The sequence below is a fragment of the Pseudolysinimonas kribbensis genome (genome assembly GCF_039531715.1).
Taxonomy (GTDB): domain Bacteria; phylum Actinomycetota; class Actinomycetes; order Actinomycetales; family Microbacteriaceae; genus Pseudolysinimonas; species Pseudolysinimonas kribbensis.
In genome coordinates this window covers 260,656-275,261 of sequence record NZ_BAAAQO010000004.1, presented here as the reverse complement: position 1 = coordinate 275,261, position 14,606 = coordinate 260,656, and the positions used below count along the sequence as shown (strand labels likewise).

Annotated in this window: 12 protein-coding genes; 5 read left to right on the top strand and 7 right to left on the bottom strand. The window is 70.4% G+C overall.

Annotated elements, in window-relative coordinates; all coding sequences use genetic code 11:
• Window positions 1–11: 11 nt before the first annotated feature.
• Both dxs and ABD285_RS11905 read left to right on the top strand, forming a co-directional pair.
• A complete protein-coding gene (gene dxs / locus ABD285_RS11910) occupies window positions 12–1,958 on the top strand; it encodes a 1-deoxy-D-xylulose-5-phosphate synthase (RefSeq protein WP_284255374.1) in 1,947 nt (648 codons plus the stop codon).
• Window positions 1,959–2,127: 169 nt separating this feature from the next.
• A complete protein-coding gene (locus tag ABD285_RS11905; RefSeq protein ID WP_284255375.1) occupies window positions 2,128–3,627 on the top strand; it encodes an MDR family MFS transporter in 1,500 nt (499 codons plus the stop codon).
• A 6-nt stretch (window positions 3,628–3,633) separates the two neighbouring features.
• On the opposite strand, the gene ABD285_RS11900 is transcribed toward ABD285_RS11905, so the two are convergent.
• From ABD285_RS11900 to ABD285_RS11885, 4 genes are all read right to left on the bottom strand, one after another.
• Complete coding sequence (locus ABD285_RS11900; RefSeq protein WP_344202739.1) at window positions 3,634–5,763, bottom strand: 3-hydroxyacyl-CoA dehydrogenase NAD-binding domain-containing protein; 2,130 nt, start codon at window positions 5,761–5,763, stop codon at window positions 3,634–3,636.
• Between the two features lie 3 nt (window positions 5,764–5,766).
• On the bottom strand, window positions 5,767–6,963 hold the full coding sequence (locus tag ABD285_RS11895) for a thiolase family protein (RefSeq protein ID WP_344202737.1): 1,197 nt from the start codon (window positions 6,961–6,963) through the stop codon (window positions 5,767–5,769).
• A gap of 112 nt (window positions 6,964–7,075) precedes the next feature.
• Window positions 7,076–8,308, bottom strand: a complete 1,233-nt coding sequence (locus ABD285_RS11890; protein ID WP_344202735.1) for an HRDC domain-containing protein — start codon at window positions 8,306–8,308, stop codon at window positions 7,076–7,078.
• Window positions 8,301–8,894 carry a DUF3000 domain-containing protein gene (locus ABD285_RS11885; RefSeq protein ID WP_344202733.1) on the bottom strand — a complete coding sequence of 198 codons (594 nt, stop codon included), beginning with the start codon at window positions 8,892–8,894 and terminating at the stop codon, window positions 8,301–8,303. Before ABD285_RS11885 ends, ABD285_RS11890 begins: the two co-directional genes overlap by 8 nt.
• A 105-nt stretch (window positions 8,895–8,999) precedes the next feature.
• Between ABD285_RS11885 and ABD285_RS11880 the strand changes: the two genes are divergently transcribed.
• Window positions 9,000–10,172, top strand: coding sequence for an alpha/beta hydrolase (locus ABD285_RS11880; RefSeq protein WP_344202731.1), 1,173 nt, complete (start codon window positions 9,000–9,002; stop codon window positions 10,170–10,172).
• Here the strand turns inward: ABD285_RS11880 and ABD285_RS11875 are convergent.
• Genes ABD285_RS11875 through ABD285_RS11865 form a run of 3 tightly spaced genes read right to left on the bottom strand, consistent with a single transcriptional unit; the run spans window position 10,085 to window position 12,045 of the window.
• Window positions 10,085–10,699 (bottom strand): dihydrofolate reductase family protein, encoded by a 615-nt coding sequence (locus ABD285_RS11875; protein WP_344202729.1) that lies wholly within the window; start codon window positions 10,697–10,699, stop codon window positions 10,085–10,087. The genes ABD285_RS11880 and ABD285_RS11875 overlap by 88 nt on opposite strands.
• On the bottom strand, window positions 10,696–11,133 hold the full coding sequence (locus tag ABD285_RS11870; RefSeq protein ID WP_284255380.1) for a SufE family protein: 438 nt from the start codon (window positions 11,131–11,133) through the stop codon (window positions 10,696–10,698). The genes ABD285_RS11875 and ABD285_RS11870 overlap by 4 nt, the downstream gene beginning before the upstream one ends.
• Window positions 11,134–11,142: 9 nt before the next feature.
• Complete coding sequence (locus tag ABD285_RS11865; protein WP_284255381.1) at window positions 11,143–12,045, bottom strand: sulfurtransferase; 903 nt, start codon at window positions 12,043–12,045, stop codon at window positions 11,143–11,145.
• A gap of 155 nt (window positions 12,046–12,200) precedes the next feature.
• On the opposite strand from ABD285_RS11865, the gene zapE reads away from it, so the two are divergent.
• Window positions 12,201–13,184: a cell division protein ZapE gene (gene zapE, locus ABD285_RS11860; RefSeq protein WP_344202727.1), complete on the top strand. Its 984-nt coding sequence runs from the start codon at window positions 12,201–12,203 to the stop codon at window positions 13,182–13,184.
• 128 nt (window positions 13,185–13,312) lie between these two features.
• Window positions 13,313–14,584 (top strand): ammonium transporter, encoded by a 1,272-nt coding sequence (locus tag ABD285_RS11855; protein WP_344202725.1) that lies wholly within the window; start codon window positions 13,313–13,315, stop codon window positions 14,582–14,584.
• Window positions 14,585–14,606 lie beyond the last annotated feature (22 nt).

The window sequence follows — 14,606 nt, the reverse complement described above, 5'->3', positions numbered from 1 at the left end:
AGGCTCGGAGCATGTCGCTGCTGGACGGGATCCGGACGCCTCGCGACCTGGACCGGCTCACTCCGAAGGAGCTCGAGGACCTCGCAGGGGAGATCCGTCGATTCCTGGTCGGTGAGGTCTCCAAGACGGGTGGTCACCTGGGGCCGAACCTGGGCGTCGTCGAGCTGACCCTCGCGATCCACCGGGTGTTCGACTCGCCGCGCGACGCGATCGTGTTCGACACCGGCCACCAGAGCTACGTGCACAAGCTGGTCACCGGCCGGCACGACTTCAGCCGGCTCCGGATGTCGGGCGGCCTCGCCGGATACCCGCAGCGCAGCGAGTCCGAGCACGACATCGTGGAGTCGTCGCACGCGTCCAGCTCGCTCAGCTGGGCGGACGGCATCTCCCGCGCCTTCGCGATGACGGGGCAGAGCGACCGCCACGTGGTCGCCGTGGTCGGCGATGGCGCTCTCACCGGCGGCATGACGTGGGAGGCCCTCAACAACATCACGGACGACAACTCGCGCCGTCTCGTGATCGTCGTCAACGACAACGGCCGCTCCTATGCGCCGACGATCGGCGGGATGGCGCACTTCCTCAACAGCGTCCGCACCCGTCGTGCCTACCGCGACCTCCATCGCACCACCGAGCGGGTGTTCGCCAGGTTCGGACCGGTCGGCCGCGCCGTCTACCGCGGCACGCGCGGAGCGGTCCACGGGTTCCTCTCCCGCTTCACCAACAACGAGTCGCTCTACTCGAACCTCGACATCAAGTACATCGGCCCCGTGCACGGCCACGACCTCGAGGCCCTGCAGCTCGCCCTGCGTCAGGCCAAGGAGTACGACGCCCCGTCGATCGTGCACGTCATCACCGAGAAGGGGCACGGCTACGAGCCCGCGGTGGCCGATGTCGCCGACCAGTTCCACGCGGTCGGCCAGATCGATCCCGAGACGGGCGAGCCGGTGGAGCACGCGAGCCGCCCGTCGTGGACGAGCGTCTTCGCCGACGAGATCGTCGAGCTCGCCGATCGCGACCCCCGCATCGTGGGGATCACGGCCGCGATGCTGCGTCCGACCGGGCTGCACCGGTTCGCCGAGAAGCATCCCGGTCGCGTCTTCGACGTCGGCATCGCGGAACAGCACGCGGTCGCGAGCGCGGCCGGGCTGGCGTTCGGCGGCCTGCACCCGGTGGTCGCGCTGTACGCGACCTTCGTCAACCGGGCCTTCGACCAGGTGCTGATGGACGTCGCCCTGCACGACGCGGGCGTGACCTTCGTGCTCGACCGGGCCGGCGTGACCGGCCCCGACGGACCCAGCCATCACGGCATCTGGGACCTCGCGATCCTGCAGGCGGTGCCGCATATCCGCATCGCGGCCCCTCGCGACGCGAGCCGGCTGCGCGAGGAGCTCGGCGAGGCGGTCGCCGTGCAGGACGCCCCCACGGTGCTGCGCTACTCGAAGGGGAATGTGGGCAACGAGTTCGACGCCGTGCGCCGTGACGCATCGGGCGTCGACGTGCTCCGCGAGGCGCCGTTCCGCGATGTGCTCATCGTCACCGTCGGGCCGATGGCCAAGATCGGGATGCAGGTCGCCGAGCGCTTGGCGGCGCAGGGGATCGGCGCGACCGTGGTGGACCCGCGCTGGGTCGTGCCGGTGCCGTCCGGGATCATCGAGCTCGCCGCCCAGCACCGTCTGGTCGTGACGATCGAGGACGGCATCCGGGTGGGCGGGATCGGCACCCGCATCCGGCAGGACCTGCGGGCCGCGGGGGTCGACACCGCGGTCGACGAGCTGGGGCTGCCCGATGAGTTCCTCGAGCACGGGGAGCGGGACGAGATCCTCGCGCGCGTGGGGCTGACCGACCAGCAGATCGCGCGTGACATCGTGTCGCAGGTGCTCGGGCAGCGGCTGCCGATCGCGCGTCCGCTCCCGGAGGATGTCGGCACCGACACCGATACGGTGCGCCGCTCGCGCTGATCCTCTCCCGTCGGGAATACCGTCGCCCCCCGGCGGTTTCTCCTCTCAGCGAACGTCCATCGCTATCCGGATGTCGGTGGTCGCCGATAATGTGGACGCTGTTCACTTAGGCCGCCGGCGAACCGGTCAGGTCGATTCCCACATCAGCGCTGAGACTCCTGGAGGAGCCATGACCGAAGCCGCCGTCCACGTCCCCGCGGCGCCGACGACCCCTGATCCGGCCATCGCGTCGCGCAACCGGGTCGCGATCGTCCTGCTGCTCGCGGCGGTCTTCGTCGTCTTCCTCAACGAGACCGTCATGAGCGTCGCCGTGCCGCCGATCATGAAGGACCTGCACATCACGCCGAGCGCGGGCCAGTGGCTGACGACCGCGTTCGCGCTGACCACCGCGATCGTCGTGCCCATCACGGGATGGCTGCTGCAGCGGCTCAACACCCGCCCGGTGTTCATCACCGCGATGTCGCTGTTCTCACTCGGATCGCTCATCGCCGCGGTGTCGCCGACGTTCGGCGTGCTCCTTCTGGGCCGGGTCGTCCAGGCCTCCGGCACGGCCATCATGCTGCCGCTGCTCATGACGACCGTGCTCCAGCTCGTGCCGATGTTCGACCGCGGCCGGATCATGGGCCGCATCTCGATCGTCATGTCGGTCGCGCCCGCGATCGGGCCCGCGGTGTCCGGCCTGGTCATCGACGGCCTCGGATCATGGCGCTACCTGTTCTGGATCAGCTTCCCGCTTGCCGTGGTCATGCTCGTGATCGGCATCGTCCGCATCCCGAACGTCTCCGAGCCGCGCAAGGCGCACCTCGACGTGCTGTCGATCGTGCTGTCGGCCCTCGCCTTCGGCGGCGTCGTGTACGGGCTGAGCAGTCTGGGCGCGTCGGCGGAGGGGAGCAGCGTGATCGCACCGTGGATCCCGACCGTCGTCGGCGTGGTCTTCCTCGTGCTGTTCGTCCTGCGCCAGATCGCCCTCCAGCGCACCGACCGGGCCCTCCTCGACCTGCGCACCTTCCGAGCGAAGACCTTCTCGATCTCGATCGTGCTGTTCGTCGTGATGACCATCGCCCTGTTCGGCGCGGTGATCGTGCTCCCGCTCTACGTGCAGAACGTGCTGAAGATGGAGGCCTGGACGATCGGCGTCGTGCTGCTGCCGGGCGGCCTCATCATGGGGCTCATCGGCCCGTTCGTGGGTCGCATCTACGACCGCTTCGGCACTCGCCCGCTGCTCGTACCAGGCACCGTGCTGGTCAGCCTGGGCCTGTGGGGACTCACGCTCCTGAACCAGGAGACCCCGGTGTGGTTCATCCTGCTGCCGCACGTCATCATGAGCATCGGCCTCGGCATCCTGTTCACCTGCCTGTTCACGGTGAGCACCTCGGCGCTGCCGCCGCATCTGTACTCGCACGGCAGCGCCACCCTCACCACGCTGCAGCAGGTCGCGGCGGCCGCCGGGACCGCGGCGTTCATCGCCCTGCTGGCGGCGGGCACGGCCGCGGCGGGCGGTACCGACGCGGAGAACGCGGCGCCCGCTCAGGTCATGGTGGGCGTGCACTGGGCGTTCATGGTCGGCGCGATCGTCTCGATCGGCTCGATCGTCGTCGCCTTCTTCGTGCACAAGCCGACGGCTCCGGAGCTGACCGACGCCGAGCTGGAGGCGGCGCAGCAGCACTGAGGGCCGCTAGGCGACCCCGCGCACGGGCGGGTGGTGGAAGGTGTCGCCGAACACCCGCTCGCTCGCGCCCACGCGGTCCAGGTACGGCGTCGCGCCGCCCATGATGAACGGCCAGCCGGCACCGAGGATCATGGCGAGGTCGATGTCCTCGGGCGCCGAGACGACGCCGTCCTCGAGCATGCGGTGGATCTCGTCGGCTAGCCCGTCCTCGACGCGCGCCCGGAGCTGCTCGACCGTGAACGGCGTGGCCCCCGGCGCCGTGTGCTTCTTCACGATCGCGAGCGCCTTCGGGTCGTAGCCCTTGGTCTTGCCCTTCGCGTCCTTCTCGAGCAGGTGCCCGTAGTCGGCGAGCTCGTCGAGGGCGGGGGAGTCGAAGAACCTTTCCGGGAAGGCGGCGTGGTGGGTCTCCAGCACGTGCGCGCCGACGCGGAGCCCGACGAGCTCGAGGAGCACGAACGGGTCCATCGGCAGTCCGAGCGGCTTCACGGCCTCCACGACCGTGTCGAACGGGGTCCCCTGCTCGACCGCGTGCATGGCCTCTCCGAGCAGCTTGGCCAGGATGCGGTTGACGATGAAGCCAGGCGTGTCCTTCGTGATGATCGCGTTCTTGCCGAGCTTCTTCGCGATCTCCATGGCGGTCGCGAGCGCGGCGTCGTTCGTCTTCGGCGCCTTCACGACCTCGATGAGCGGCATGACGGCGACGGGGTTGAAGAAGTGGAACCCGACCAGGCGCTCCGGATGCCGCAGCTTCGCGCCGATCTCGTCGACCGAGAGCGAGGAGGTGTTGGTCGCCAGCACCGCGTCCTCGGCGAGGTACTGCTCCACCTCGCCGAACACCTGCTGCTTGACCCCGACCTCCTCGAAGACCGCCTCGATGACCCAGTCGCAGTCGGCGAAGTCCTTCTTGTCGGTCGTCCCGGTGACGAGGGCCTTGAGCCGGTTGGCCTCGTCCGACGAGATGCGGCCCTTGGCGAGCCGCTCGTCGATGTGGTCGCGGATGTAGCCGAGGCCCTTGTCGACCCGAGCCTGATCGAGGTCGGTGATCACCACGGGAACCTGCAGGCGGCGCACGAACAGGAACGCGAACTGCGACGCCATGAGACCGGCACCCAGGATGCCGACCTTCGTCACCGTGCGCGCGAGCTGCCTGTCCGGCGCGCCCGCGGGGCGCTTCGCGCGCTTCTGGGTGAGGTCGAATGCGTACGCGCTCGCGCGGAACTGGTCGCCCGAGATCAGGTCGGCCAGCGCCGCGTCCTCGGCCGCGAAGCCGGTCTGCTTGTCGGTGTTCTTGGCGGCCTTGATGAGCGCGAGGGCGCGGTAGGGGCTCAGCGGCGTCTCGCCGACGGCGTCCTTGAGCTGCTTCTCGGCGATGCCGATCGCGATGTCCCACTTGGCGAGGCGCTCGATCCTGCCGGGCTCGTTCTTGCGCTTCACCTTGATCGATCCCGACAGCACGCCGTCGGCCCAGCGCAGTGACTCCTCGAGGAAGTTCGCGGGCCCGAACATGGCGTCGGCGATGCCGAGCTCGAACACCTCCGGTCCCCGGAGGAACCGGCGGCGCAGCGCGTTCGACTCGATGACCTTGAGCGCGTTCTCGACGCCGATGAGATTCGGCAGCAGCCAGGCACCGCCCCAGCCGGGCACGATCCCGAGCATGACCTCGGGCAGACCGAACATCGGCACCGACGCGTCGACCGTGCGGTAGGTCGCGTTCAGGCCGATCTCCACGCCGCCGCCGAGCGCGAGGCCGTTGTAGAACACGAACGAGGGAACGCCGAGCTCGGACAGCTTGCCGAGCGTCGAGTGGCCGAGTCGCGCCATCAGCAGGCCCGTCTCGCGGTCCGGGATCTCGCCCACCTTGCTGAGGTCGGCTCCCGCCGCGAAGCCGAACGGCTTGCCGATCACGGCGACGCCGTCGATCTCCTTCGCCGCCCCCCGTGCCGCGAGCCGGTCGAGCACGCCCGAGAGTTCGTGCAGCGTGTTCGGCCCGAGGGTGTTCGGCCGGGTGTAGTCCTTGCCGTTGTCGAGGGTGATGAGCGCCAGCGTCTTCCCGCTCGGCAGGCGGATGTCGCGCACGAAGGAGTGGGTGACGACCTCGTCGGGGTCGAGGGCGAGCAGCTTCGAGAAGTCGGTCATCGCTTACTTCGCCCCCCGGTAGTGCGGGTTCTCCCAGATGACGGAGCCTCCCTGCCCGAGGCCGACGCACATGGCGGTCAGGCCGTAGCGCACCTCGGGGTGCTCCTCGAACTGACGCGCGAGCTGGATCATGAGACGCACGCCGGAGGAGGCGAGCGGATGCCCGATCGCGATCGCGCCGCCCCACAGGTTCACCCGGGGGTCGTCGTCGTCGATGCCGAAGTGGTCGAGGAAGGACAGCACCTGCACGGCGAACGCCTCGTTGAGCTCGAAGAGCCCGATGTCGCCGATCGTCAGTCCGGCCTTGCGCAGGGCCTTCTCGGTCGAGGGGATCGGGCCGATGCCCATGACCTCCGGCTCGACGCCGGCGAAGGCGAAGGAGACCATCCGCATCTTGACGCCGAGGTTGAGCTCCCGGGCGGTGTCGGCGCTTGCGATCAGCGACACCGTCGCGCCGTCGGTGAGCGGCGACGAGTTGCCGGCGGTGACCCGACCGTGCGGTCGGAACGAGGGCTTCAGGCCGGCGAGCGTCTCCATCGTCGTCTCCGGGCGGCGGCCCTGGTCCTCGGTCGCGAGCCCCCAGCCCTCATCGGACTGGATCGCGACCGGGATCAGGTCGGGCTGGATCCTGCCGGCCTGGTAGGCGACCTCCAGCTTCTGCTGGCTGCGCATGGCGTAATGGTCGGCGCGCTCCTTCGTCAGCTGCGGGAACCGGTCGTGCAGCCGCTCGGCGGTGTTGCCCATGTTGAGGGCGTCGGCGGCGACGAGGTTCTCCGCGACGAAGCGCGGGTTCGGGTCGATGCCCTGTCCCATCGGGTGGTGCCCCATGTGCTCCACGCCGCCGGCGATGCCGATGTCGTAAGCGCCGAAGGCGATGGCGCCGGCGATCGTCGTGACCGTGGTCATCGCTCCCGCGCACATGCGGTCGAGCGCGTAACCCGGCACGCTCAGGGGCAATCCCGCCAGGATGCCGGCGCTGCGTCCGATCGTCGGACCCTGGTCGCCGGTCTGCGAGGTCGCCGCGATCGCGACGTCGTCCACCCGATCCTTGGGCAGATTCGGGTTGCGTTCGAGCAGGCCGATCATGGCCTTCACGATCAGGTCGTCGCCGCGGGTCCTCCAGTACTGGCCCTTCTCGCCGGCGCGGCCGAAGGGGGTGCGGACACCGTCCACGAAGACGACGTCGGGGGTCTGAGCCACGATTCCTCCAGGAGCTGGATCGGATTGAGGGCGCGCACGCAGAGCGTCCCGCGTGCCCCTTCTTCCGACCCTAGGCCGCGCCCCTTCCGGGCGCCGGACCCGTTGATCCTTCCTACGAAGGGGCCTCGGACGCCTCTCCGGCGCTTTGGGGAGGTGTCACAAAGGCATCGGCGATCACCTGTGCGGTCGCCGCAACCTGCCATGGGCGCGCGCCGAGGGCCGTCAGAGCCGCTCCGACGGATTCCGCGCTGATCTCGGCGGGCGGCGCCCAGGCGACGCGGCGCAGGTACTCGGGGGTCAGCAGGTTCTCCACCGGCAGGTTCATCGCCTCGGCCACCGCCGTGACGGCGGGGCGGGCGGAGCGGAAACGCACATCGGCATCCGGGTTCTTGTCCGCCCAGACCCGCGGCTGCGGCAGCGAGTCGCCGGGCGGTCGCAGCAGCGGCAGGTCGGTCGTCGTGCGGCCCGCCTCGATCGCGGCGAACCAGCGGTCGATCTGACCGCGGCTCGCGCGGCCGGTGAAGTCCTTCATGGCCGCCAGCTCGCGCTTGGTGGCGGGCAGGGTGCGCGCGGCCGCGACGAGCGACGCGTCGGGCACGAGCCGGCCCGGCGCGGTGTCGATCTCCCGGGCGTAGGCGTCGCGCGCCATCCAGAGTTCACGCGCGACCGCGAGATTGCGGGGCTGGCGCAGCGAGTGGATGCTCGTCAGCCGACGCCACGGCTCTCCGCGCACCGGGGTCTCGTGCCGCAGGACCGCGTCGAACTCCTGCCGCGCGATCTCGCTCTTGCCCTGCTCGTCGAGCAGTGCGCCGATCTCGTCGCGCAGATCGGGCAGCAGTTCGACGTCGAGCGCGGCGTACACGAGCCAGCTCTGCGGCAGCGGGCGCGTCGACCAGTCGGCCGCCGAGTGCTCCTTGGCGAGGTGGATGCCGAGCAGATCCTCCACGATGGGCCCGAGCCCGACGCGGGGCCGGCCCGCGAGCCGGGCCCCGAGCTCGGTGTCGAAGATGCGCTCGGGGTCGAGTCCGACCTCGCGCAGGCAGGCGAGGTCCTGGCTGGCGGCGTGCAGGATCCACTCCTCGCCGCGCATCACGTCCGCGAGCGCGCTCAGGTCCCCGAGCGCGGGCGGGTCGAACAGCTGCACCGTCGAGCCGCGACGGTAGACCTGGATGAGATAGGCGCGCTGCGAGTAGCGGAAGCCGGAGGCGCGCTCGGCGTCGACGGCGAACGGGCCGCTGCCACCGGCGAGGTCGGCGACCGCGGCGTCGTACACCTCCCGGGTGTCGACGACGGGCAGAGCGGCGTGGGGGAGCGGATCGCGCGACGGGGCCTCGGGCTCAGTCACGTACCGCTCGCACTCCGGGCAGCAGCCCCACGGCGTCGCCCGCCGGGGGGAGCCCCGCGAGCAGGCAGAGCAGATCGCCCCACCCGGCGGCGTGCTGACCCAGTTCGCCGCCGTCCGGGCTCCACGACGCGCGGAGTTCGAGCTGCGCGCTGTCGGTCGAGCCGGCGAGCTCGCCGAACCCGGTCGAGAGCACCTTCGTCGCCGTGCCGGAGGCCGCGTGGTAGGCGGCGCCGCGCGCCGCCAGCCCGTCGACGAGCCACGACCAGGCGACCTCGGCCACGAACGGATCGAGTCCGATGTCCGTCTCGAGCGGCGCCTGCGCGAAGCACACGACACGGAAGGCGCCGCCCCACGACTCGGGCTCCTCCGGGTCGTACAACAGGACGAACCGGCCGGTGCCGAGCAGCGAGTCGACGCCGTGCGTCACGGGGCGCACGTCACCGGCGAGGGCGATCGCGAACGGGGCGAGCCCGGTCGGCGCCGCGATCTCCTCCACCTGGAGCTCCGCTCGCAGCTGGGCGGAGCGCACGGCATCCTGCGCGGCACGGAACGGTGCCGGCAGGAGGGAACCGGACGACTGTGCCACCTCAGCAGATTAGGCTCGTCGGCGCAGCGGCGCGTGCTGAACACGCCGCCCGGAGCCCTGGGGAGCGGCATGCGCGCCACACGTTCACATGCCCGGAGAGTCGCGGTGGGAACCGCCATCGGCGTCGCCGGGGCGCTCGGCGCCGCCGCTCTGGCCTCCGGTGCGCTGACGGTGCTCGTCGCGCGGGCGGTCATCGTGCCGCCGTCGCGCCGCACCGAGGACGTGCGGATCCTCCGGGTCGACCTCGACCGCGGCCTCATCGTGCTCTCGGCGACGCCGGACTCCCTGCTGCCGGGCACCTACAGCTTCTGGTTCGACCAGGATGCCGGCGAGGCCCGGCTCGGCGAGATCGTCGCCCGCGACGAGCGCACCGTGACGCGCCGCGTGCTGAGCGTCGAGTTCGGCGACCTCGACGCCGCGAGCTCCGGCCGGTTCAACGGCTGGGTGTATCTCACCCCCGACGACCTGGGCGTGGCGTACGAGGACGTGGCGATCGCCACCCCGCTCGGCGATGCCCCCGCCTGGCTCGTGCCGGCCGATCCCGCCAGGGCATCGAAGCGCTGGATGATCGGCGTGCACGGTCGCGCGGTCAAGCGCAGCGAGGTGCTGCGTGCGGTGCCGGTGTTCCGCGACGCGGGGTACGACTCGCTCATCGTCTCCTATCGCAACGACGGCGAGGCGCCGCGCAGCGCGGACTACCGCTATGCGCTCGGCGATCGCGAGTGGATCGACGTCGAGGAGGCGATGCGCTACGCCCTCGACCACGGCGCCGAGGAGCTCGTGCTGATGGGCTGGTCGATGGGCGGCGCGACGGTGCTGCAGGCGCTCACCCGCTCGCTCTATCGGGAGCACGTCATCGGCGTCGTGCTGGAGTCGCCGGTCGTCGATTGGATCGCGACCCTCGACTTCCAGGTCACGCTGCGGCGACTGCCGGCGGTCGTGCGCTATCTGGTGCTCGCGATGTTCCGCTCGCGGTGGGGCGGGATCCTGACCGGGTTGGCGGAGCCGCTCGACCTCGACCGGATGGACTTCGTGCGCCGGGCGCGGGAGCTGCACACGCCGATCCTGCTGCTGCACAGCGACGACGACGGCTTCGTGCCGTCGACGGCATCGCGCGCGCTGGCGGTCGCGCGTCCCGACATCGTGACCTTCGTGCCGTTCGAGGTGGCCCGGCACACGAAGCTGTGGAACTACGACCCGGAGCGCTGGGAGGGCGCGATCCGGGACTGGCTGGCGGCGCTGGACGCGCCGCGTGGCACGCACAGCAACCTGGCGTAGCTCACCCCGGCATCGTCGACGAGCAGCTGCTGCAGTTCGAGGGACGGTGTGACGGCGCCGCCGAAAGGGGCGACGGCCACCCCGCCGACCATGCGCGGCACCGTCGTCAGGCAGATCTCGTCGATGAGCCCGGCGTCGAGCAGCTGGGCGACGACTGATGGCCCGCCCTCGCAGACGATGCGACCCCCCAGCTCGGGCAACCGGTCGAGCACCACGTCGCCCGGCCTCAGCCGCGCGGCGCCGGTGTCGCCGCTGCGCGAGAGCACGGCGAGCGGCGTGACCCTCGGCACGAGCTCCGGCTCGGCACGCAGCGTCGCGGCGCCGACGAGCACGAGGTCCGACTCGGCACGGATGGCCCCCAGCACCCGCCGATCGGCTCCGGTCGTGAGGGAGCGCGAGGTGCCGTCGGGCCCGGCCGCGCTGCCGTCGAGGCTCACGACGAGGTTGACCCGGACCCAGTCGGCGGCCGGTGCCGCGTACCGGCGGCGGAGCTCGTCGCGATCGGCGGGCACCCGGCCGAGGATCATGCGCCGGACTTCTCGCGGACCTGACGCTGGATGCGGCCGAGCATGCCCATCATCCCGCGGATGCGCAGCGGGCTGACGGCCTCGGTGAGACCCAGGTCGAGCGGGTAGTCGGCGGGCACGCCGAGCACCTCGTCGACCGTGAGCCCGTCGAGCCCCTCGTGCAGGATCGAGGCGAACCCGCGCGTGGTCGGCGACTCCTTCGGAGCCGTCACGTTGATCCGCACGACGCCGTCCTCGACATCGACGAAGAGGTAGACGGGGGACTGGCACTCGACCACGCGCTCGAGCAGGTCGGGGTGATCGCGGTAGCGCTCGGACAGCTCCGGCAGCGATTGCGAGAACTCGAGCAGCAACTGCAGTCGCTCACCCTGATCGAGGGCGAGGAAGTCGTCCTGGATCGCCGCGAGCGATCCCGGGAGCGTCGTCTTCGCCATCCCTCGAGGCTAGCGCGCGGGCACCTCGCCCGGCTGGTCGCCGCGGACGATCGGCACGCGCACGGCGCTGCCCCACTCGGTCCAGGAGCCGTCGTAGTTGCGTACGCCTTCCAGACCGAGCAGGTGGGTCAGCGCGAACCAGGTGTGGCTCGACCGCTCGCCGATCCGGCAGTAGGCGATGATGCTGTCCCCGGGCCGCAGGCCCACCTCGTCGAGGTAGATGGCGCTGAGCTCCTCGGTCTTCTTGAAAGTGCCGTCCTCGGCGACGGCCCGGCCCCATGGCACGCTCGCCGCGGTCGGGATGTGGCCGGCACGCAACGCGCCCTCCTCCGGGTAGTCGGGAGCGGTGGTGCGATCTCCCACGTACTCGGGGGCGGAGCGCACGTCGACGAGCTTCGCGCTTCCGAGGGCGGCGAGCACGTCCTCCTTGTAGGCGCGGATGGGCGCGTCATCCCGCTCCACGACGGGGTAGTCGACCGCCGTGGAAGCGGGTGCCTCGGTCGTGTACGCGCGGCCCTCGGCCTCCCACTTGGTGCGGCCGCCGTCGAGCAGCCGCACGTCCTCGTGCCCGAACAGCGTGAACACCCACAGGGCGTAAGCGGCCCACCAGTTGTTCTTGTCGCCGTAGATCACGACCGTCGTGTCGCGGCCGATGCCCTTCGAGCCGACGAGCTTCGCGAACGCGGCGCCGTCGATGTAGTCGCGGGCGACCGGGTCGTTGAGGTCGGTGTGCCAGTCGATCTTGACCGCTCCGGGGATGTGCCCGGTCTCGTACAGCAGCACGTCCTCGTCGGATTCGACGACGACGAGCCCGGGCGTGCCGAGGTGTTCCGCCAGCCAGCCGGTGGTGACGAGTCGTTCCGGATGGGCGAACCCCTGCAGTGCGGGATCCTGGTCGCGCTCGACGGTCATGCTGTCTCCTCGTCATCTAGGCTGGAAGCCGCCTTCCAGGCTAGGACTCGAGCACCCGGCCCGCTGCGAGACCGTAAGAGTTCGACACAGCATCCCTCCCGAAGGACATCGTGCAGCAGGTCTCCGTCCCCTCCCTCGTCGATCGCCTCCCGCAGATGAGCGGCTCCGAACTCGCCGCCTCGCTCGTGCCGCCGCGGCAGTTCGCGAGGGCGACGCTCGAGAACTACGTGCCGGATGCCGACTATCCCTCGCAGGCGGAGGCGGTCGCGAAGGTGCGGGCGTTCGCGGGCCGCTGGGGCACGCACCGCGGGGGAGGCCTGTTCGGCCGTCGCAAGGCCCCGCAGGGCAAGCCCGGCATCTACCTCGACGGCGGATTCGGCGTGGGCAAGACGCACCTGCTGGCCGCCCTGTGGAAGCTGGCCCCCGGACGCAAGTACTTCGGCACCTTCATCGAGTACACCGCGCTGGTCGGGGCGCTCGGGTACGCGGGCGCGGTGAAGCTGCTCTCGGGCGCGACCCTGCTGGCGATCGACGAGTTCGAGCTCGACGACCCCGGCGACACGATGATGATGAGCCGGCTGCTCGGGGAGCTGGTGGCATCCGGAACCCGGATCGCGGCGACTTCGAACACGCCGCCGAATGCGCTCGGGGAGGGCCGGTTCGCCGCCGTCGACTTCCTGCGCGAGATCTCGGCGCTGGCGGATCGCTTCGAGATCGTGCGGATCGACGGGCTCGACTACCGCCGGCGCGAGATCGAGGGACATGCGATCGCCCTCGACGACACGGCGTTCGAGCAGGAGCTCGGCCAGGCCGCCGCTGCGGGGGCCGCCACGTCCGACGACTTCGGCGCACTGCTGCGGCACCTCGCGACGGTGCACCCCTCGCGCTACGTGAAGCTCGTCGACGGACTGGACGCGATCGGCATCCGGGGCGTGCGCACGCTTACCGACCAGTCGGATGCGCTGCGCTTCGTCGCCATGGTCGACCGCCTCTACGACGCCCAGGTGCGCGTGCTCGCCACTGGCACCCCGCTCGACCGGGTGTTCGGCGACGAGATGCTCGCCGGCGGCTACCGCAAGAAGTACCTGCGCGCCACCTCCCGGCTCATCGCGCTCACGAACCCGCAGCCGGTCGCGTAGCGCGAAACACGATGTTCACAGACCGGCGCCCGCTGTAACCACGGCGAAACACGCCTCGCCCCTGGCGGTAACAGACCCTCGTCACACTGACCCTCACCCGAGCACCATGACGAGATGAGGATCCGCCCATGCTCCACCTCGCGGCCCCCGCGGCTTCGACGTTCGACAACTCCCTCTGGCTGATGGTGGCGGCAGCACTCGTGCTGCTCATGACCCCCGGCGTCGCCTTCTTCTACGGCGGCATGGTCAAGGCCAAGAGCGTCATCAGCATGATGATGATGAGCTTCGGCGCCATCGCCATTGTGGGCGTGCTGTGGGTGCTCTACGGCTACGGACTGTCGTTCGGCACGCCACTGATCCCGCACTTCCTCGGGAACCCGTTCGACCCGAACAACCTCTTGCTCGGACTGAGCTCGCTCATCGACGTCGGCAAGGACGGGGCGATGACACCGGACCTCGGCGGGCTGAGCTTCGTCGGGTTCCAGGCGACCTTCGCGATCATCACCGTCGCCCTGATCTCCGGCGCTATCGCGGACCGGGCCAAGTTCGGCGCCTGGATGGTGTTCGCCGGCGTCTGGGTCACGCTCGTCTACTTCCCGGTCGCGTACTGGGTCTTCAACCTCGGCGACGGGTGGGCACCGGCCGTGCTCAAGGTCAACGACTTCGCCGGCGGCACCGCGGTGCACATCAACGCCGGGGCGGCGGGTCTGGCTCTCGCCCTCGTACTCGGACGCCGGGTCGGCTTCAAGAAGGGCTTCAACGCCCCGCACAACGTGCCGCTCACGCTGATCGGCGCCGCATTGCTGTGGTTCGGCTGGTTCGGGTTCAACGCGGGCTCCGAGGGCGCCGTCGACGGGATCTCGGCGATCGCCTGGATCAACACGCTCGCGGCCCCCGCCGCGGCGACGCTCGGCTGGCTCATCGTCGAGCGGATCAAGGACGGCAAGCCCACGTCGATCGGCGCCGGGTCGGGTGCCGTCTCCGGCCTCGTGGCCATCACGCCGGCATGCAACATCCTGACGCCGGGCTGGGGGATCCTCCTCGGCCTGGTCACCGGCGCCGTCTGCTGCATCGCGATCGAGATGAAGTACAAGCTCGGCTTCGACGATTCGCTCGACGTGGTCGGCATCCACCTCGTGGGCGGCATCATCGGCACGCTCTACATCGGCATCTTCGGCTCGGGCATAGGCCTGCTCGACACCGGCAGCCTCCGCCAGCTCGGAGTGCAAGCGGTGGCGGCCTTCGGCGTGGGGATCTTCAGCTTCGTGATGGCCTACGCGATCGGCTGGATCATCCAGAAGACGATGGGCTTCCGCATCAAGAACGAGGACGAGGTCGCCGGCGTCGACACCATCGTGCACGGCGAGGGCGCGTACGAGCTCGAACCGAGTGCCGTGTAACCGCGGGGCGCCCTAACGTGGT

Coding starts and splice junctions, on each gene's coding strand:
- ABD285_RS11900 (WP_344202739.1), bottom strand. CDS start 5,763: ATGACCGACTTCTCGAAGCTGCTCGCCCTCGACCCCGACGAGGTCGTC.
- ABD285_RS11855 (WP_344202725.1), top strand. CDS start 13,313: ATGCTCCACCTCGCGGCCCCCGCGGCTTCGACGTTCGACAACTCCCTC.
- ABD285_RS11865 (WP_284255381.1), bottom strand. CDS start 12,045: ATGACCGTCGAGCGCGACCAGGATCCCGCACTGCAGGGGTTCGCCCAT.
- ABD285_RS11870 (WP_284255380.1), bottom strand. CDS start 11,133: ATGGCGAAGACGACGCTCCCGGGATCGCTCGCGGCGATCCAGGACGAC.
- ABD285_RS11875 (WP_344202729.1), bottom strand. CDS start 10,699: ATGATCCTCGGCCGGGTGCCCGCCGATCGCGACGAGCTCCGCCGCCGG.
- ABD285_RS11905 (WP_284255375.1), top strand. CDS start 2,128: ATGACCGAAGCCGCCGTCCACGTCCCCGCGGCGCCGACGACCCCTGAT.
- dxs (WP_284255374.1), top strand. CDS start 12: ATGTCGCTGCTGGACGGGATCCGGACGCCTCGCGACCTGGACCGGCTC.
- zapE (WP_344202727.1), top strand. CDS start 12,201: ATGAGCGGCTCCGAACTCGCCGCCTCGCTCGTGCCGCCGCGGCAGTTC.